This window comes from Shewanella sp. MF05960, from assembly GCF_050849305.1.
Lineage (GTDB): Bacteria > Pseudomonadota > Gammaproteobacteria > Enterobacterales > Shewanellaceae > Shewanella.
On the sequence record NZ_JBOZPS010000009.1, the window covers coordinates 1 to 19,406 of the forward strand.

A 19,406-nucleotide genomic window follows, 5' to 3' on the forward strand; every position below is an offset into this window, starting at 1 on the left:
GACCTGCTGATCAGTGATTCGTGTTCCCGGCACAGTGAACTCCTCCGTTCTGCTGTACCGAACCTTATCAGATCAACCGGCCAAGATAATTGTCGCTAGACCGGCCACCGTAATTGTCGCTTAATAGTTATATACTGAGATCGCGTAGGTTGTAATCTTTAATGTCTTTTTTAGCGTGTTGATCCCAGGTGTATTGCACACCTTTATCGATAAATGGTTGATATTGATAAGGGGTTTCGTCTGGGTATTTTTGCTGACGGGCATCAATAGCGTAACCAATCACTTTAGAGCGTTCATCGATAAGTGCTTCTGTGTATTCTTGCGCTTCACTGTGCATGCCTGCCCCCATGACGCCGAGCACTGATGAGCGACGATGAAATCCAAAATTGACAGTGACGCGTGGCTCAAAGCCGGTATTGGCAAATGATCCATGTAGCAGTTGTCTGTTGCAAATGACCACATCGCCTGGGCCACATAGTAAAGGTACCAGCCCTTCAATACGCTCGCTTCCTGATGCTTCGATAAGATTTTTGATGTCGATTTTGCCGGTTTTATGGCTGCCAGGTAATACCCAAACGCCATTTACAGCTGTGCTGCCATACACTTGAGCCATAAAGTTAAATCCATGAATCCCGTCATCAAAATGCTGGCTGTTCCAATGCGTATCACCGTCTTGATGCCAGGATACTGCGGCGCCTACACCCGGATCTTTAATAAATAAGCATTCATGAAAAGGCGCAAAATCGGCGCCATTGATACACTCGGCCACACGTAATAATTGTGGGTGGCCGTAAATTCGTAAACACGCTTCTGAAAATTGCAGCGAGCCGAGTAATACAAATGGCGCATATTCTGGCGAATCTTTAGCGGCTGTTGGTTCAAATAGTTTTACCTGGTGACGGCCATTTGCAATAGCGGTGCCACCGAGAGGATCGCCTAACGATTTAGACCAGATTAAACTTGGCGCAATATTGTCTGCACCGAGCGCAGGCTTACCGTCAGCGGTTGTTTTACCATAGGGCGCGGCTGAAAATGTGCTGCGCATTTGGGCTAAATCAGCTTTAACATCATCAAGCTCGGCTTCACTGAGTACATTTTCAAATATGTAAAACCCACATTGTTGATATTCAGCAAGGATATCTTTGGCAAGGGCGCCGTTTTCATCAAACTTAATCGGGCCGCGGTTATTCATTTTATAAGCCTGGGCTTGACCATTAAGCAGGTAGGATTTCATTTGTTCAGCGTGTTCGCCATAGTGCGCGGCACATGCGTTGATTGATTTAGTTATATCTTGGTTCATAATGAGGGCCTTGTTTTTATTTTACAGTTTTTATTCTGCAGTTTTTATTGTAAGTAAAATTTAACGCACAATAAAATCTGTGGTCAAGTTTTATTTTAGGCTCATTCCCATGACACAGATAAGTAATGCCCGTGGCAATGCCACTCGCCAAGCCAATAAAGCGTTAAGAAAAGAGAGGTTACTCTCTATCGCCAGAGAGCTTATTTCGAATAATGGTTTTGAAGCCTTTACCATCAATGAGTTGGCGTCTAAGGCGCAGTTGAGTATTCCTACTGTTCATAACTTATTGGGTAAAAAAAGCGATATTTTTGAACAGCTTGTTGTTGAGATGGTGGCTAAGGTTGAAGTCGCTTTAGCGCAGCCTAATATTCACGATCCTATTGTGGCTACCGAAGCGTTTATTGACAGTTTGTTAGATCTTTTTGCGGCCAATGAAGCCTTTTATAAAGCAGCATTTGTTGCAGGTGAACGCACTCAGTTTTTTGATCATGAATTACCTAACGGCATCTTTAATAAATCGTTAGCGATTGCTACACAAGTGTGTGTCGATGCCCAAAACAATGGTTTTTTAAAGGGACAGGTTGACGTAGCCTGGTTGGCTAAACAGCTGTTTGGTTGCCAACGTTTGGCCAGACATGATTGGGTAAATGGTTATATTAGTTTGGCTGAATATCGTGTCCAGGTGTTGATTGGTGCTTTTATCACGCTGGCCGCAGATGCGACACCGTCATTTCAAGAGCGGCTTTATGAGGTCATTAAATCACTTACAGATACACAGCTTTAGCTTTCAAGCCGTTTTTGACCTGAAAGCTCTGTTGATAAGGTGATAATGAGCATTTATCGCACTTATCGGATTAGTGCTCATTTAACCAGGGTAGCAGCGCGTTGAATGTTTGGGTGATGGTATTGGCCGAATCTGCCTGGTAACCGTATATACGAATACCAAAAATGACCGTCATCAGTTGTGCTGCATACGTTTTAGCCAGTTGGTCGCTATAAACGCGACTGAGGTAATCGACATAAATTTTTTCTATGCTGGCTAATTGCGCTGATGCAAATTGGTACAAGGTATTACCTTGTGAAGCCAACTCAAGTTGTGTTTTGATCAAAAAACAGCCGCAATAATCACAGGCTTTTGACTGTTCTATTAAATCAGTCAATATTTGCTTGATACCTTCATTGACGTTAGAGGCATTGGCTATTTTTTGGTGAATGGAAGCAATTGAAGACGCGGCATAGCGAGCTAACGCTTCCTGAAACAGCTTCTCTTTACTTTCAAACTCATGGTAAATACTGCCCGGCTTCAATCCCGTCGCTTTGGTGATCTGTTGGACACTTGATGCGGCATAGCCTTGTTGCCAAAATAAAGTAATAACCTTATCTAATACGTCTTCGCGTTGATAATGTTTCTTCGCCATAGCGCTTATTCCTCAATCCTACTGCATAGTTAAAATAGCCTGATTGAATGAGTTATCCATAAGGCTTGTTTAGAATAATAACACCACTTGAATGATTGTTCAAAAAAGCTTGCTTATCTTAGCAATAATCGTTATTTTGAATGTATATTCAAGTTAGAAGTGAGCGTAACAATGTCTTTATCTACCCAACTCGATCAACAACGCGAAGCCAGTGCCGTTAAAATTCCTCCTGAGTTAATGGCGATTATGTCGGATGCGACACAAAAACTGCAATTATCAGGTGTAATTGAAAAAGCGCCGAAAATCGGTGATGTATTAACGCATTTTGAGTTACCTAATCAATTAGGCCAAATTCGTAATTTGGGGGATTTGCTCGCCAATGGGCCATTAGTGGTTACGTTTTATCGTGGTGGTTGGTGTCCTTATTGTAATTTAGCGTTACGTGCATATCAGCAGCATTTGGACACGTTTGCACAGCTGGGGGCCACGTTTGTCGCGATAACCCCTGAATTACCCGATATTTCATTATCGACAACTGAAAAAAATGAACTTAAATTTGAAGTCTTGTCTGATATCAATGCCGATTATGCGCGAGCACTTGGGGTTGTATTTTCATTACCCGATGAAATCCGTGCTTTGTACGCTAAATTTGGTGTGGAAGTTGAAAAACATAATGGTTCTGGCCAATTTGACTTCCCATTAGCGGCGACGTTTGTGGTAACGAAAGACGGTATCATTGCCGATGCATTTGTGAATGCTGATTATACTTATCGCATGGATCCACAAGACATTATTGCAACGCTGAAGACACTATAAGGTTTATATTCATGTCGATTAAATGGGTATTGGTATCAATGTTTACCGCATTGACGCTATTGAGTAGTACAACATTTGCAGCTGATTATTCTGTTTTTCGTGAGCTCGATAAACAACACCCTCCAGGTAATGTAGCTGTGTCTGCAACAGGCCGTGTCTTTATGAGTAATCATCACTTTTACGGTGTGGATGCGCGAATTGTAGAGCTTAAGCAAGACGGTACGATAATGGATTATCCAAGTCGTGAATTTAATCAAAAACTTAACCCTGTGCTCGGCGTTGTGATTGATGAACAGGGTATTTTATGGATGCTTGAAACGGCTACTGGTCATGACAGAGCAGGGCATTTAATCGGTTGGGACACGTTAAATAACCAACTGTATAAAACCATTGAGTTATCGGCCGCAGTATTGCCGGTCAATTCATTTTTGAATGACTTAGCGGTCGACCGCGATCATGAAGCTGTTTACATCAGCGATCCTGCTGGTGGCGATAACGCCGGTTTACTTGTGGTTAATTTAACCACTGGTCAGGCCCGCAGAGTCTTAGACAGCAGCATTTATACTCGTCCAGAAGATATTGATGCCGTGATTGATGGCAAAACATTATCGATTGGCGGTCAGCCTATTCGTATTGGTATCGATTCGATTACGTTAGACATTAACAATGAGTGGGTTTATTTTGGCGCGTTGAGCGGTGAGAAGCTGTATCGAGTTCACACTCAATATTTATTAGACGCTAAAATTTCGGCCAATATGTTGCGCAGCAAAGTCGAATTTTATGCCAATAAGCCTATCAGTGATGGTATCACCATAGACAATAGCGGCAATATTTATGTGACTGACATGACCCACAATGCAGTGGGCTATATTGATACGGATCGCCAATACCATATTTTGCATCAAGACGCCGATAAGTTCAGTTGGGCAGATGGTTTTGCCACCACGGCAGATGGCAAAATTCTGGTTGCGGTGAATAAGTTACACTTATCGCCAGCGGTGAATAACCAACAAGATAGGAGCGATGGGCGTTATTACATTATCCAATTTGACGCCCTGGCCGAGACAACCGTAGGCCGATAATGATGAACAGATAACAAAAAGGCTACCTTGGGGTAGCCTTTTTTGTGCGAGCGATATTGCATGACTGTTCAATACTAAAAGCTCAACGTTGTTGATGCTTGTGTAGATTTTGGATGATGTGTTTGATGTCAATAAAGATGACTGGCTGCACGATTTTACGGACTTAAATTTGATTGCCGCACTCTATTTCAATTTCTTTTTTTACGATTAAGGGGTTCAGCTACGGTTGTAACTCACCTTTGTGCAGTACGATTAACAATATACCTTTGAGTAATCCCAAGTGCAGTGTCACCAACGTAGTCATTGTAGCGCAACGGCCTTTAATTTGTGAAAATACTATGTTTTTCAATGTGTAGCTTGTAAAAAAGAAGGTTATCGTCCACAGTTAAACTCCCTTAACTTGAAACGCATAAACATGACCAGATTTGCTAATTATAAAAACGCGCTTAAATTGGGTGTCGGAGTCTTCGCTTTTGGCATAGTCATGAGTGTGGGCGCGATGTTAAGTGTTAAAAATCAAAATAATAACATCATTGTTAATGAACTTAAGGCCGTCACAGAGCAGGTCGCCAATAACATTACTGACCGTATTCAGCTATATCAGTATGGCTTACGCAGTGCGCGCGGCATTATTTTTACCGCAGGTGAAGAGAGCATTAATCGGCAAGGGTTTCAGAAATACAATTTGACGCGCGATATCGATGAGGAGTTTCCTGGCGCTAGAGGTTTCGGGTTTATTCGGCGCGTGAGTGTTGCTGAAGAAACCAATTTTATTACCGCAGCGCAATTAGATGATTGGCCCACCTTCGGTGTTAGGCAGCTCAGTACTCACAATGGTGAGCGCTATATCATCCAATATATTGAGCCTGTAGCGCGTAACTTTTCCGCTGTCGGATTAGATATCGCCTCTGAAGCAAATCGTAAAAAAGCGGCTTTAGATGCGATGTTAACTGGAGAGGTGAGATTAACCGGGCCAATAACATTAGTACAGGCTACGGGGAGTCCGTTACAGGCATTTTTAATTTTAATGCCGATTTATCGTACAGGTGGAACCCCTGACACACCAGCGTTAAGGGAGCAGCAAGCTTTTGGTTGGAGTTATGCGCCGCTGGTGGCCAATGAAGTGTTTGACGATTTATCGCTATCGCGACTAAATACTAAGTTATTGGTCAAAGACATTACCGATGATGCCAATGTTGTGCCTTTTTATGAAACCCATGTCGATGACTCAAGTCAGTTAACTGAGCATATTGTTACCGTCGAACGTGAAGTTTTTGGTCGTCATTGGCAAATATCATTAGTTGCTTACCCTAACTTTGTCAGTAGATTGCATTTAACATCGCCGAATATTGCATTTATTTATGGCTTTATTTTGAGTTTATTGTTGGCGTCTTTTGTTGCCTTTTATAGTTATGCCTTAGGCAGAAGGCAACTGGTCTTAGCCGATAATGAACGACGCGCCAACATTTTAGAGCACTCACAAGATGCCATCATTAGTTACGATTGCGACGGTGTTGTCACAGGGTGGAATCAAGGTGCGGAACTTACTTTTGGCTACACCAATCGTGAGGTTGTTGGGTATAAAGAGCATGGTTTTATTGTTGCCGACGAAGGGCAAAGCCAGGAAAATACACATTTTGATCACGTGTTAAACGGTAAACCATTATTGAACTTTATTGGTCATCACAAGCGTAAAGATAATGAGTTACTCACAACCACAATGACCTCATTAGCCATTTACAATGAGTCCGGTGTGATTACTGGGGTGAGTCAAACCATTCGAGATATTACTGCGCAACAAAACGCAGAAAAACAAATTTTAAGTTTGAATGCTAGCCTTGAGCTAAAAGTCACTGAGCGTACACAAGCTTTGCAGCAAGCCCTTTCTGAAAATAAAACCTTACTCGATAATATTAACCAACAGCTCTTATATTCTGAAACAGATAAAAATGGCGTGATATTAGCGGTTAACGACAACTTTTGTATTGCTTCTGGCTATACGCGTGCGCAAATGGTAGGCCAAAAACATTCTATTTTAAAATCGAATCAACATGATGAAGCATTTTGGAAAGACATGTGGGAAACCATTATTAATGGTAAAAGCTGGCATGGTGAAGTGTGTAACCATGATAAGCAAGGTGATGAGAAATGGTTTGATACCGTCATTACTCCCATTATGGATAGTCATGGTGAGTTAGAACGCTGTGTTGCTCTGCGAATTGATATTACCGAGCGTAAGCATACTCAACTTGAAAACCTTAAACTGACCTCATTATTGACCAATGTGCTTGCTGCAGCTTCTGAAATTGCCATTATTTCAACTGATAGCGATGGCATAATTACCATGTTTAATCGTGGTGCTGAATTGTTGCTGGGTTATAGTGCGAGTGAAATTGTCGGCAAAATGAGCCCGGCAATTATGCATGTACCTGCCGAAGTTAGGGCGCGCGGTAAAGAGTTAACCGAGGAATTTGGCGAAGAGATCAGTGCATTTGATGTGATGGTTTACAAGCCCAGAAACTTTGGTCCCGAGACGCGTATTTGGACCTATGTCCGTAAAGATTACACTCAATGCCAGGTGTCATTATCTGTTACCGCAATGCGTGATGAGTCTGGTGAGCTTGTAGGTTATCTTGGGGTTGCCGTTAATATCGATACCATGTTGAAACAGCAGGAAGCGTTAGTGTCTGCCAGTAATCAATTAGCCAAAGCCGCCGAGGTTGCAGAGCTGGGTATATGGGACTTTGATTTATTAACGGATGAATTGCAATGGAACGATCGTATGTTTGTGATGTACGACTACCCGATTGAGATAAAAGAAAAAGGCCTTAATTATCGACATTGGCAACAGCGCATTCATCCTGATGATCTTAATATGGCTGAACAAGCATTACAGGAGGCCATTGAAAACCATTCGACTTATGAACCGACGTTTAGGATCATCAATCGTGCAAACCAGGTGCGTTATATTCATGCTGGTGCGCAAATTAGTTACGATAAAATAGGCAAAGCGGTCCGTGTTGTGGGTATTAATCGGGATATCACTGAGCAACGAGAACTAGAGCAAACATTACGTTTAGCTAAACAGGCTGCGGATTCCGCGAGTGCAGCTAAGTCGGCATTTTTAGCCAATATGAGTCATGAGATCCGCACCCCGATGAATGCAGTATTGGGGATGCTCCAGTTAGTACAACATTCTGATATGACTCGCCAGCAACTCGATTATGTGACCAAAGCAGAAATAGCGGCTAAATCTTTATTGGGGTTACTCAATGACATCTTGGATTTCTCAAAAATTGATGCAGGTAAGCTTGAGCTTGATTTACATCCATTTCAAATGGAAACCTTGATGCGTGAACTTGCGGTGATGTTGGCGACCAATGTTCACAGCAAAAGTATAGAAGTGATTTTCGACCTCGATCCAAACCTTCCTTATCTTATCGAAGGTGATGAGCAGCGCTTAAGGCAAGTTTTACTCAATCTTGCTGGTAATGCGATTAAGTTTACCTCACAGGGACATGTGATTGTTGGGGTGCATTGTCATCAGCTTAACCAGGATGAAGTGAAACTGACCATTTCAGTATCAGACAGCGGCATCGGGATCAGCAAAGAACAGGCTGATAAAATATTCCAAGGTTTTGTGCAAGCGGAGTCCTCTACCTCAAGGCGATTTGGTGGCACTGGGTTAGGGCTTGCTATCACTAAACGTTTAGTGGAGTTAATGGGTGGCGAATTAACCTTAACCAGTGAGTTAGGTCACGGCAGTCGTTTTGGCTTTGATTTGTCTTTTACTGTAGTCGAGATGAAAAATACTTATTTGGATATTGATTTACAAGGTAAAAATATTCTTATTGTTGATGACAGTAAAATGAGTCGTAAAATTTTATCAAAAACGCTGATGGCTCATGGTGCTTATGTTAACGAAGCAAGTAACAGTAAACAGGCTATTAATCTTATTGAACAAAGTTTACATGCCACCAACCACTATGACGTGATTATTATGGATTGGCGCATGCCTGACATGGATGGCCTAGAAACCGCACAGCATATTCAATTAATGTTTCCAGAAGGCGCTGCACCAGCCATTATTATGTTAACGGCTTACGGTTCTGAGGTGATGAAGCAAACCAAGCAGTATGAGCAACAACCTTTTGTGAATATGTTAACCAAACCGATTACGGCTAACTTAATGCTTGAGGCGGTACATCAGGCTATTAGCGGTGAAGAAATACCGTTAGAAACGAAAAAAGTAACCCACTTAGCCTTGCAAGGCATTAGAGTGCTGGTGGTTGAAGATAATCAATTAAATCGTCAAGTTATTGATGAGTTACTTAGATTACAAGGTGCAGTTGTTACATTAGCCGAAGGCGGTGTTGAAGGTGTGGAGTGGGTTACCCAATCTAGCAACACATTTGATATTGTTATTATGGACATGCAAATGCCGGATATGGATGGTTTAGAGGCAACGCGTTTAATCCGTGCTGATGGTCGATTTAATGATTTGATGATTTTAGCGATGACCGCCAACGCTTCGTTGGCGGACAAGGCGTTATGTCTTGATGCTGGGATGAATGAACATATTGGCAAGCCGATAGACATGACGCGTTTACTGCCTTGTATGTTGGGATTGTTAGGTCAAAGCGCACCTTCATTGGGCGGTGTAAATGATATAAATGCATTTGTTGAGTTACCTGATGAATCCACTAACGACGATGATGTGATTATTGAAGACCCTGAGTCGATATTAAGGCGCTTTGGTGGTGAGTTAGCATTTTTTATCGATGTAAAACATCACTTTGCTGTAGAAATGTCAGAACAACTCTCAGCATTAACCCAGGCGTTTACACAACAAGACACCGATAAAATAAGCATAATTGCTCATACCATTAAAGGTACAGCCAGTAATATTGGTGCAAAGCGTTTAGCCGCTTTTGCTGCATTGCTTGAACAAAACATAAAACATAACGTTAAAATAGATCCGGATGTTTATTTGAGTCAGATCCAAGGGCAAATTAACGACAGTTTACATGTGCTCGACACTTTATTTCCTGATGAAACGGTGGCGCTAACAGCAAATGAGCTGGATAAAACGCAATTATTGCCGATAACCAGTATATCGTCAGTCAAAATGGATAAGTTAATGGCATTATTAGTTGAGCAAAATTTAGATGCTATTAGCTATCTTGAGCAATTATCAGATAATATAGCGACAGATAAAGAGTGGTTAAGATTGAAGTCTCAGGTCAGTCAGCTCGAGTTTTTGGATGCTATCGATACCCTAACATCGATAATTAAGGAGTGATGCGTGTTCATAGATGAGTATATTTCTGGTGCAGCTCCAGTAAAAGGCAAAATACTGATCGTTGATGACCAAGTCGTCAACATTAAAATATTGCACCAGTTACTGCAAAATGATTACGATATTTATATGGCCAGAGATGGACATCAAGCGATTGATATGTGTAAAAAAGTCAATCCTGATATGGTGTTGTTAGACATTGAAATGCCAATATTGAATGGATTTGATGTTTGCGCACACCTTAAAAATGATCCCGTTACACAAGACATTGCGGTTATTTTTATCAGCGGACATTTTGATGAAGAGAAAGAAGTTAAAGGTTTTAATTTAGGGGCTGTCGATTTTATTCATAAGCCCATTAACCCGGTTATCACGAAAGCACGGGTGAAGAATCAACTCATGTTAAAGTCACAATCAGACTTACTTCGTTCTATTGCGCTGCTAGATGGCTTAACCGGTGTGGCAAACAGACGTAAATTTGAGCAGGTGTTACCTGTGAGTTGGCTGCAAGGTTGCCGTGAGCAACAACCATTGACGATCATTTTATTAGATATCGATTTCTTTAAGCTATTTAATGACACCTATGGACACACTGAGGGGGATGCTTGTTTACGACAGGTTGCCCAGAAAATTCAAGATACCGTTAATCGCCCTTACGATTTAGTCGCGCGTTTTGGCGGTGAAGAGTTTATTTGTATTTTACCCAATACCGATTTAATCGGGGGCACTTATGTGGCTCAGCAAATAGTCGATAGTATTATTTCGCTTAAAATTGCGCATGAAACCTCTGCTGTCTCTCATTTTGTTACCGTCAGTGCAGGTGTATCAACCATAGTGCCTACAAGAGATATTCCCGAAAAGGTATTAATTGAAGCTGCTGACAAACAGCTTTATTTAGCCAAAGAGCGCGGCAGAAATAGAGTGCTAGGCGCGCAAGTGACGACAGAAGAGTTAATTACTGTTTAGCGAATATTACAGGGCAATATTTTGCCCTGTTGATTAAAATTTATGACGATATCCTAGCGTGTAAGCAATATCTACACTGTTATCCATATTTTCAAAGTTTTCAACCAGAGTGAATTCTATTGCACTGGTGTTTAAGTAATAACGGTAGCCTAGTAAGGCTTCATTAGACGCATCTGAGAAGTTTTCATCCCAGCTAACCAAGCCTTCATATCGGTGTATTTCGGCTAACCAACCATGGCGTCCGCTACGATATTCATAACCGATCCCAAACGTGGTGAAACGAGAGTCATAATGATTAGATGATATCGACTCCGAGTCTTCAATAAAGCTGACACCAAAACTTGAGTTCACATGATGTTGGCCATTTTTGTAGCTGTAGTTTATTTGAATGCTTTGCGCAAATGAATCTTCAGCAAATGGGCCGCTATCGACAGATTTTAAATACAGGCTAGCACCTACAGATAATCCATGGCGCTCAGTTTGTATGAGCTGGTAACCTAAGTATGCTGTTAAGGCATTTTCAAGCGTTTCACCGCTTAAGTCATCAACGTGAATACCATATTTTTCTGATTGAATTTGGTTTTGATGTTTGGCTTGATCTTGTCTGCCATTTTGATCAAACCCAAACGCGTCATGGAACCACATTGTGAGTGAATCTAAATGGTTATCAGCGCTAAATCCCCATCGATAATTGATATCTAACATTAATGCATCTGACATTTGCCACTTTATGCCACCAGTAACAGCATTTTGATAATAATCGGCTAACAGTACATCTGATTCAGACCACATGCTCGCGATATTGGCTGTGATATACCATTCGCGCTGTCCTTGAGGTAATGAAAAACCTGAGCGAAGTAGTGGTGTGTGATTGATCGATTGCATTGGTGATTGGGCATACACTCTTAGCGGACCGTAATCGTCAAAATCGACCATTTGAGCTTGAACAGCAGGTAAATATGTTAGTCCTAATAAAGTGAACAATAGATTCTTTTTCATCAGCATAGCGTTCTCATGTTATTCGCGTAGCTCATCACCGTTTGCTAGCGACTTGCAGATTAAATGGAATGGCTTATTGTTATAAATGACGTTTGATACTGCCAAGGCCGGCATTATGATTGCGTGCAATATAAATTTAAACAACAAAAAGTGAACATAATATGCAAAACAATTATATTGAGACACATTGTTAAGGTAAATATGTGATGTATTGCGGTATGCTTTGATGGCACGATAAAAGTATGATAATGGATAATTTTCACGTAACATGTTGATTATTATTTAATAGCACGGTATAAGGTAATTGTTTGAAAACAAATTTAGTCTGTAAATAAGATGCATAAATTTGTAATGGACAGACAAGTTTAAATGGAATTTATAATGGATTATTCAGCGTCATACTTGAGTTATTGTGCCCAAATATTAGTGGCCTTTAAAAATGTTGTACCACAGTTGCGCCTACTTCTACTTGGTTGTAGTGACCATCTCCTAAAGTACTCTGTAATAAATACCTTTGTTAGTGGTTCCTTTATTCATAAGTTTCAGACTCTTTATGCACAGGCTCACTTCATAAAAGTGCGTCATGGATTAAAGGGGTAGCATGGACTTTTTTCTGTTACTTGGCTTACTCGTTATCGTGATCCCTCTGCAAATGTTGTTAGATATAGCCATTGAATCAAAAACCAACTTTACTCATAAAGGTGGTGATTTTTTGTTGGCGTTTATTCCGCTATTAACGTTTTTTTACCCTGAGCATTATTTGTATAGTTTTCTTTCACTGGCTGTCATTGTGTTGTACGGCATTTCATTACGGTTTTATGCCGCATTTAACGATTGGCTGGAATTTGACCAAGATCGATTAGCTGAGTTGTGCTTGGGTGGGCTCGGGTTAGGTGGGGTATTTATTATCTCAAAATTTGCCTATCAATTTTTGCTGTAGCGCGATGTTCATACCTTCGTCATGTTGGCCATTAGGCTTGGGCAACAATTTTTTGGTGGAGATTATTCCACTGCTCAGGAAATTTACCATCGAGCATATAAACAAATGCGATGAGTTCAGCAATCAACAAATATAACTCTTTAGGGATTTCTTCTCCGAGTTCTAGTAATTGCAAAAACTCACTCAAGTGCGGATCTTGATGGATATGAATACCGGCATTTTTTGCAATCGCGATGATCTCTTCAGCAATGAGATCTTTACCTGATGCGGTAATTTTGGGTGCACTTTTGCCATCAAAACTTAATGCGACAGCTTGTTGGATTTTTTTCGATTCGTCACTCATATTTAGTCCCTTGACTTCATTTTGATTTTGTTTTATTCAAGCTGTTTTTTAACTATGCCCTTGTCTTTACTAAGAAGTGATCCCCAGGCAATAACGTTGCGGGGACCTGGGTTAATTGGGTGCTAAACGTGCCAGGCGTTAAACCGATTTGGCTAATTTTATTGGCTAAGGCACCATTAAAATTATCGACCTTTGACAGTAGTGCTTGGCTGTTGCCTTTAAATTGTATATCGAGTGTGTCGCCCTGTTTGTGGGCGCAAATGAGTAACGATCCTTGTGCTAAATTAAATTTTAATTGTAATTTCCAACCATTAACTTTGTCTTTATCTTGTTCATTTTCTTGTTCAAATTTGCCCTCAAACTGCTCATCTCGCTGGTTAATGGAGTAGGGCAAGGCAAAGTACCAAGTCAAAGCTTGGTTAGGATCGGCACTCGCTTGTTGATACATTGCGATACTGCCGGCAAGTTGTGCCATAGAATCCGCTCCTCCAAGTTTATCAAGTGCACTTAATAAGCCTGAATTTCCCGATAACTTAGCGAGGGTACGTTGTTGTATTTGATTGAGATGCTCTTGCAATTTTGCACTTATCCCTGAGCCTGTCGTTTTTGCCTTTACCCCTAATAACAGTTGAAATAGTGTCGTTATAGCTCCACCAGAATAGAGGGTAGAAGAGACTGAACTATTCGCCTGTGATGATGTTTGCGCTAAGTTTAATCCCGCAAGGCTTAGAAGCTCTTGGCTTAGTAAGCTTGGGTCGCTCAAGGCGCTCAGTGGGTGTGGACTCATCTGCGGTAAATGTTTTAGTAATTCAGTGGCTAGACTATTAGGGATTTGCAAAGCGAGTTGTTGTTTTATAGGCATTGCTCCGGCTTTAGACAATGCCTTGTTTAATACTTCTATTGGTTGAGGATCTTTGTTAGCCGTCGGTTGAAGTGTTGCTTGAGCTGATGCTTGATTTTGGCTGCCTTTTACTTCGACAGTATTAAGATTCGCGGCTGTTACATTGACATCATTAATATTACTTTTTCCTTGCAGAGTGCTCTGCTGCGCAGGTGATTGCTGTAAAATATTATTTGGTATATTCGAGTTACCAGTTTTTACACTCAACGTATCGGCTTTTGTTGACGTAGCTATTTGCCCTTGCTGAATATTTTCACTTGTCTTTGAACCTTGACTCATCGTATTCACTGGGTTTGCTGTTGCTACTGGCATTGCACTTGAATCGGTTTTATTGATGCCTGTTTGATTTGTGTTTGCAGTAGGGAGTGGCGTCGCTTCGAGTTTTTTTAAAAACTGACTTAAAATCTGTGCAGGTTCATTTTTAGTTATCACGATATTGTCTTGCTGCAATGATGCTATTACTGGCGCTTGCTTAATCAAATCGACTTTTACTTCTCCAATCACAGGGGTTAATGCGAGTTGTAATTGTTGTTGATTAACGACCACTTTTGCAAGATATTGGCCGTCGTTTAATACGATATTGTTAGGTAGCTTAAGACTTGGTCCATCGGTAAATGTTAGTTGACCTTGTGCGATTAGCGCAGTGGGTAAAGGGTAACCTTGAGCTCTAGATGCTAAAGAGGCTAATTGCTGTGTCGATACGCCATTTTGTTTGGCTAATTCAGTTAACGATTGCGGTAAAGCTAATTGCACTGTTTGTGCTAACAAAATGATTTGAGTCGAGATTGGTTTTATACTCGAAGCGGTTTGTTGTGTTGTTTGCTGCTGGGTAGCTTGTTGAGCTAATTCTGCAGATGTCGTTATTTGAGTTGCTGCAACCTTTGCGACCAGCTTAGCTTGATCACTGGCGATGACAACTTGAACGGTTTGCTGCAATAATTTTTGTAATTCGACGGTCTTATTGAGCTGGTACTGCTGCTCTTGAATGCTCACATTAACTTGGGCGCTACTTGATGTCTGTTTTTGTTGTATGTGAACAGGCAACAATAATGTTGAAAGATCGGATTTTATATTGGCTTCAATGTTTTTAGTGGTCGCAGATAGATTTTGAGGTTGCTGATTTTCGGGTGTGTTGGTTTGACTTGCACTGGCAGGTTTTGGTGTTGTAGGGGCGGTTACCGTCGTTGCTGTATTAATTATCGGCAAAACCATAAATATCCTATTAAGCAAACAAACCAAAATGTCTTTTAAAATCAATCAAAGAGTTATTGGAATATTCATCTTTTACAAATTTTTGATTGATATTGTCAACAGTGACAGTATCCTTAGCGTTCTTGTTACCCATATTGGGGCAATTCATTCCAACAAAGTGTCTATTGTGTTGATGATTGCTGGTAACAGGAACAAGCTTAATGTGCTGCAGGAATAAAATATCAAGGCAAATCCTTGCTGAAGCCCGTTAAATTATATCGACTTGAACAAAAATTGCTTTAATAAAAAGACAAAAATAGCAGTTTGTTGAGTAACCCCTTTTGTCATTTAAAGAGAGTTTGTATGAAGTATAAATGGATATTACTTCAGGTGATTGTTGCTTTTAGTATACCTGTGTATGCCGAGAGTGAAGCGCCTCAAGTTGCCACAACACCACAACCTGCGATTGAAATTACTTATAACGATCCTCGCGATCCGTTTGAAGAAATTAACCGCACAATGTGGGATTTTAACTATTTATTTTTAGATAAATATATCGCTAGGCCGGTCGCTCATGGTTACAAGAACTATGTGCCTAATCCGATAAGAACTGGGGTGATTAACTTTGTCTATAATCTGGAAGAACCTAGTTCGCTTGTCAACAATACCCTACAAGGTAAATGGGGCTGGGCGGCAAATGCTGGCGGACGCTTTACCGTCAACACCACAATCGGTCTACTTGGGGTAATCGATGTTGCTGAAATGATGGGTATGCCACGTAAACAAGATGACTTTAACGAAGTCTTGGGATATTACGGTGTGCCAAATGGTCCATATTTTATGGCGCCTTTTTATGGCCCTTTTGTGACAAGAGAAATCGCATCAGACTGGGTTGATAGTCTATACTTTCCTTTATCAGAACTGACTTTTTGGCAGTCTGTGCTGAAATGGGGTCTTAAGGGACTGCATTCGCGAGCTGAAGCGATTGATCAAGAAAGGTTACTAGACAATGCTCTTGATCCTTATGCTTTTGCTAAAGATGCTTATTTACAGCATATGGATTACAAAGTTTATGATGGCGATATGCCGTCAAATCAAGAAAACGATGAGTTACTTGATGAATTTCTAGATGAGCTAGAATAGTCGGAGTGTGTAACAACCCCGACAGTAACATCTGCGGGGTTGTAGTATGGCGTTAACTGATGTCGATATTCTCTTTGTTGAGGATGACCCGATATTTCGTCAAGTCGTTGCCGATTTTCTGCAAGGACAAGGGGCTCGGGTGCATCAAGCATGCGACGGCCTTGAAGGCGTATCTGCTTTTTCCCAATCGATATTTGATATTGTGATTGCCGATCTTGGTCTGCCAGGTCTTGGCGGTCTTACTATGCTTAAACAAATGCAAAGTATTAATCCGGCAGTCCCTTTCATTGTGGTATCGGGTAACGATGTCATGTCTGATGTTGTTGAAGCATTACGTATTGGTGCGAGTGATTATCTCACTAAACCGATTGCTGACTTATTTATTATTGAACATGCAATTATTCAGGCGATGCTCACAGCGGCAACGCCAATGAATGCGTCAGGGCAATCACATTTACATGAAATGAATGAGCTGTCCTATCAAGAATTAACCGATAACTTGCTGTTGCTCGAACAAAATGCACATGCAGCTAAAAGTGTTCAACAGCAGCTCTTTCCCGCTTCTCATGTGGATTATCCACATGCATTTATAGATTACAGTTTATTTAAAAATAATGATGTAAGTGCATATTTTATCGACTCTACCATGGTCGGGGAGCATCACTTAGTGATGTATATGGCACATTTCCATCCAGAAGATAACAGCGCTGCTTTTGGCTGTGTGTTACTGCGAAGCTTCGTTAACCAAAAACTTAAATTGTTTCGAAATGGCCTAAGTACAACCTTAATTGAACCTGCAAATATGCTCTCTTATTTAAATAAACGCATGGTGACTTCTGGGTTACATATTTTGGCAGATATTATTTATGTGTGCGTTGATTTACAGAAATACCTAGTGTCAGTTGGTCAAGCTGGAAATGGCTTACGATGTTATTTAAGGCATGATAATCACCTGATGCCTTTAGTATTCCCGAGTGCGCTTCAATTAGGCGATGTTAATTGGCATCAGGCAGGCATACAAATACGTACCTTATTGATAGATGAGAAACTGTGTATCGGCACGTCTCATCAGCAACATCAACAACAATTACTTGATAATCGTTTTACAGGCTTAATTTATCAGTCTGATATGAATGCTGGTGGTTTTATGCAGCTGTCTTGCCATTAGCATTAGCTAAGTGTTCTTAAAAAAAATCCCCTCCAAGAAGCCTTGAAGGGGATTTTGATTGATGATGAATCAGTGCTAACTCATCAAATTAATTATTTACTGTATTAGCGTTTAATCGCTTCATGTTCTGCAGTAACAGCAATTTCTTCTTCTAATGCTTTTTCTTCAGAATCATGTTTGCTCTCTGCACCGTGCATCCAGTCAACCAATTTATCTGACATTAAATATAAGATAATACCTGAAATAACAGCTGTGATAGCGATGCCTGCGAAGATTGCCATTGCGTTTGCTAACTGTTCTTCAACTGCGCCACCGTGGCCAATCAATGAACCCACTAAACCACCAATTTTGTTTGCCGCTGCAATAAATAGGAACCAAGCCCCCATCATTAAAGAAGCAATACGCAGTGGTGCAAGCTTAGTCACCATTGATAAACCAATAGGTGATAAACATAGTTCGCCCATTGTGTGGAAGAAATACGCACCGACTAACCACCACATGCTTGATTTAACAGACGCGTCGCCGCCCATTTCTAAAACGGCACCCATCATGAACAAGAAACCAACTGCTAATAGGAATAGACCTAATGCGAATTTGATTGGTGAGTTAGGTTCATTCTTACCGAGTTTGATCCAAATAGAAGCAATTACTGGCGCAAAAACAACAATGAAAATAGCATTAAGTGATTGGAAATAAGTGGTTGGAACTTCCCATGAGCCAATCATACGGTCAGTGAAGTTGTTAGTGAACAAGTTCATTAACCCACCGGCTTGCTCAAAGCCTGCCCAGAAAATAATAGTGAATAGACCCATGATCATAATGACTTTAATGCGGTCTCGTTCAATTTTAGTTAATGGTTCTTTACGAACTTCGCCTTTGGCTTCGTTCTTTCTTTGTTCTACTTTAGCAGCTGGTACAGTACCGATGTCGCCAAGTAGTTTTTGTGCAAAGAAAAATTGAATAATAAGTGAAATAATCATACCAACACCAGCGCAGAAGAAACCTGCTTGCCAGTTATTGATAAATACGTTTTGGCCGTCAATAACAACTTCATGACCGAATGAAGTATAAGCCCAAGCTACGATAAAGCCTGAAAGTGCAGCACCTAAGTTAATACCCATGTAGAAAATGGTAAAGGCACCGTCACGACGATGGTCTCCTGCTGGATATAGATCACCAACCATAGTTGAAATGTTTGGTTTAAAGAGGCCATTACCTATAATCAGTGTACCTAAACCAATATAAAACATTGTGGTTTCTAGTCCAGGCATCCAGCTATGTGGTGCAGCTAAGGTAAATTGACCTACAGCCATCAACAAGCCACCAATATAAATGGCTTTGCGCTGACCTAATATGTTATCTGCTAACCAGCCACCAATCAGTGGGGTTAAATATACTAAGCCTGTAAAGGTACCGTACAATGACAATGCATCAGCTTCAGTCCAGCCTAAGCCTCCTCCAGCCTGGTCACTTTGTACTTTATCCACTAAATAAAGTACTAGGATTGCGCGCATAGCGTAGTAGCTAAAGCGTTCCCATAATTCCGTTGTAAATAGTAAGAACAGCCCTTTAGGGTGTCCAAACATCGTTCCTTGTGGTTTTGCTTCACTCATTAAGTCTTCCACCTTAAGCTTGTGATTGCCTGTGCGAAAATGTCGACACAGAAATTATTTGTTTGCATTTATCGTCTAATAATGAGGTTACAATTTACTCTTGTAGAAACAAGAAAATTGCAAATACTTCATGACTGAGCGACTTTATTGGTTAATTTTTATAAGAGATTATGTCATTTTGATGCTAAAAGCTGACCAAACACCAAAAAGCTAACCTTATATACCCT

At 40.8% G+C, this 19,406-nt stretch carries 14 protein-coding genes; 8 read left to right on the plus strand and 6 right to left on the minus strand.

The features are described from left to right. Window positions 1-127: 127 nt before the first annotated feature. Window positions 128-1,300 (minus strand): phytanoyl-CoA dioxygenase family protein, encoded by a 1,173-nt coding sequence (locus ACROAE_RS10695; protein WP_432401567.1) that lies wholly within the window; start codon window positions 1,298-1,300, stop codon window positions 128-130. 109 nt (window positions 1,301-1,409) lie between these two features. On the opposite strand from ACROAE_RS10695, the gene ACROAE_RS10700 reads away from it, so the two are divergent. Next, the gene (locus ACROAE_RS10700) at window positions 1,410-2,084 is read left to right on the plus strand and encodes a TetR/AcrR family transcriptional regulator (protein ID WP_432401569.1); all 675 of its coding nucleotides are present in this window, start codon (window positions 1,410-1,412) and stop codon (window positions 2,082-2,084) included. A 70-nt stretch (window positions 2,085-2,154) separates the two neighbouring features. Here ACROAE_RS10700 and ACROAE_RS10705 read toward each other — a convergent pair whose 3' ends face one another. After that, complete coding sequence (locus ACROAE_RS10705) at window positions 2,155-2,718, minus strand: TetR/AcrR family transcriptional regulator (RefSeq protein WP_432401571.1); 564 nt, start codon at window positions 2,716-2,718, stop codon at window positions 2,155-2,157. A gap of 171 nt (window positions 2,719-2,889) precedes the next feature. Here ACROAE_RS10705 and ACROAE_RS10710 point away from each other — a divergent pair, with 171 nt between their 5' ends. The 4 genes from ACROAE_RS10710 (at window position 2,890) to ACROAE_RS10725 (ending at window position 10,881) form a co-directional block, all read left to right on the plus strand. Further along, window positions 2,890-3,534 (plus strand): peroxiredoxin-like family protein, encoded by a 645-nt coding sequence (locus ACROAE_RS10710; RefSeq protein ID WP_432401573.1) that lies wholly within the window; start codon window positions 2,890-2,892, stop codon window positions 3,532-3,534. Window positions 3,535-3,545: 11 nt separating this feature from the next. Then, the gene (locus ACROAE_RS10715; protein ID WP_432401575.1) at window positions 3,546-4,616 is read left to right on the plus strand and encodes an L-dopachrome tautomerase-related protein; all 1,071 of its coding nucleotides are present in this window, start codon (window positions 3,546-3,548) and stop codon (window positions 4,614-4,616) included. Window positions 4,617-5,031: 415 nt separating this feature from the next. Continuing rightward, on the plus strand, window positions 5,032-9,918 hold the full coding sequence (locus ACROAE_RS10720; RefSeq protein ID WP_432401577.1) for a PAS domain S-box protein: 4,887 nt from the start codon (window positions 5,032-5,034) through the stop codon (window positions 9,916-9,918). 3 nt (window positions 9,919-9,921) lie between these two features. Then, on the plus strand, window positions 9,922-10,881 hold the full coding sequence (locus tag ACROAE_RS10725) for a diguanylate cyclase (RefSeq protein WP_432401579.1): 960 nt from the start codon (window positions 9,922-9,924) through the stop codon (window positions 10,879-10,881). A 33-nt stretch (window positions 10,882-10,914) separates the two neighbouring features. Here the strand turns inward: ACROAE_RS10725 and ACROAE_RS10730 are convergent, their stop codons facing one another. Next, on the minus strand, window positions 10,915-11,880 hold the full coding sequence (locus tag ACROAE_RS10730; protein WP_432401581.1) for a DUF3187 family protein: 966 nt from the start codon (window positions 11,878-11,880) through the stop codon (window positions 10,915-10,917). Between the two features lie 601 nt (window positions 11,881-12,481). Here ACROAE_RS10730 and ACROAE_RS10735 point away from each other — a divergent pair. Further along, window positions 12,482-12,820 (plus strand): hypothetical protein, encoded by a 339-nt coding sequence (locus ACROAE_RS10735; RefSeq protein ID WP_432401583.1) that lies wholly within the window; start codon window positions 12,482-12,484, stop codon window positions 12,818-12,820. Window positions 12,821-12,851: 31 nt separating this feature from the next. Here the strand turns inward: ACROAE_RS10735 and ACROAE_RS10740 are convergent, their stop codons facing one another. Both ACROAE_RS10740 and ACROAE_RS10745 read right to left on the minus strand, forming a co-directional pair. Continuing rightward, the gene (locus tag ACROAE_RS10740; RefSeq protein ID WP_432401585.1) at window positions 12,852-13,163 is read right to left on the minus strand and encodes an EscU/YscU/HrcU family type III secretion system export apparatus switch protein; all 312 of its coding nucleotides are present in this window, start codon (window positions 13,161-13,163) and stop codon (window positions 12,852-12,854) included. A 52-nt stretch (window positions 13,164-13,215) separates the two neighbouring features. Continuing rightward, window positions 13,216-15,276: a flagellar hook-length control protein FliK gene (locus ACROAE_RS10745; RefSeq protein WP_432401587.1), complete on the minus strand. Its 2,061-nt coding sequence runs from the start codon at window positions 15,274-15,276 to the stop codon at window positions 13,216-13,218. A gap of 342 nt (window positions 15,277-15,618) precedes the next feature. Between ACROAE_RS10745 and ACROAE_RS10750 the strand changes: the two genes are divergently transcribed. Together ACROAE_RS10750 and ACROAE_RS10755 are read left to right on the plus strand one after the other, a co-directional pair. Continuing rightward, entirely contained in the window at window positions 15,619-16,398 is a 780-nt protein-coding gene (locus tag ACROAE_RS10750) for an MlaA family lipoprotein (protein ID WP_188957907.1), read from the plus strand. Between the two features lie 46 nt (window positions 16,399-16,444). After that, the gene (locus tag ACROAE_RS10755) at window positions 16,445-17,566 is read left to right on the plus strand and encodes a response regulator (protein WP_223418449.1); all 1,122 of its coding nucleotides are present in this window, start codon (window positions 16,445-16,447) and stop codon (window positions 17,564-17,566) included. 104 nt (window positions 17,567-17,670) lie between these two features. On the opposite strand, the gene ACROAE_RS10760 is transcribed toward ACROAE_RS10755, so the two are convergent. Next, the gene (locus tag ACROAE_RS10760) at window positions 17,671-19,179 is read right to left on the minus strand and encodes a peptide MFS transporter (RefSeq protein ID WP_432401589.1); all 1,509 of its coding nucleotides are present in this window, start codon (window positions 19,177-19,179) and stop codon (window positions 17,671-17,673) included. Between the last annotated feature and the right edge of the window lie 227 nt (window positions 19,180-19,406).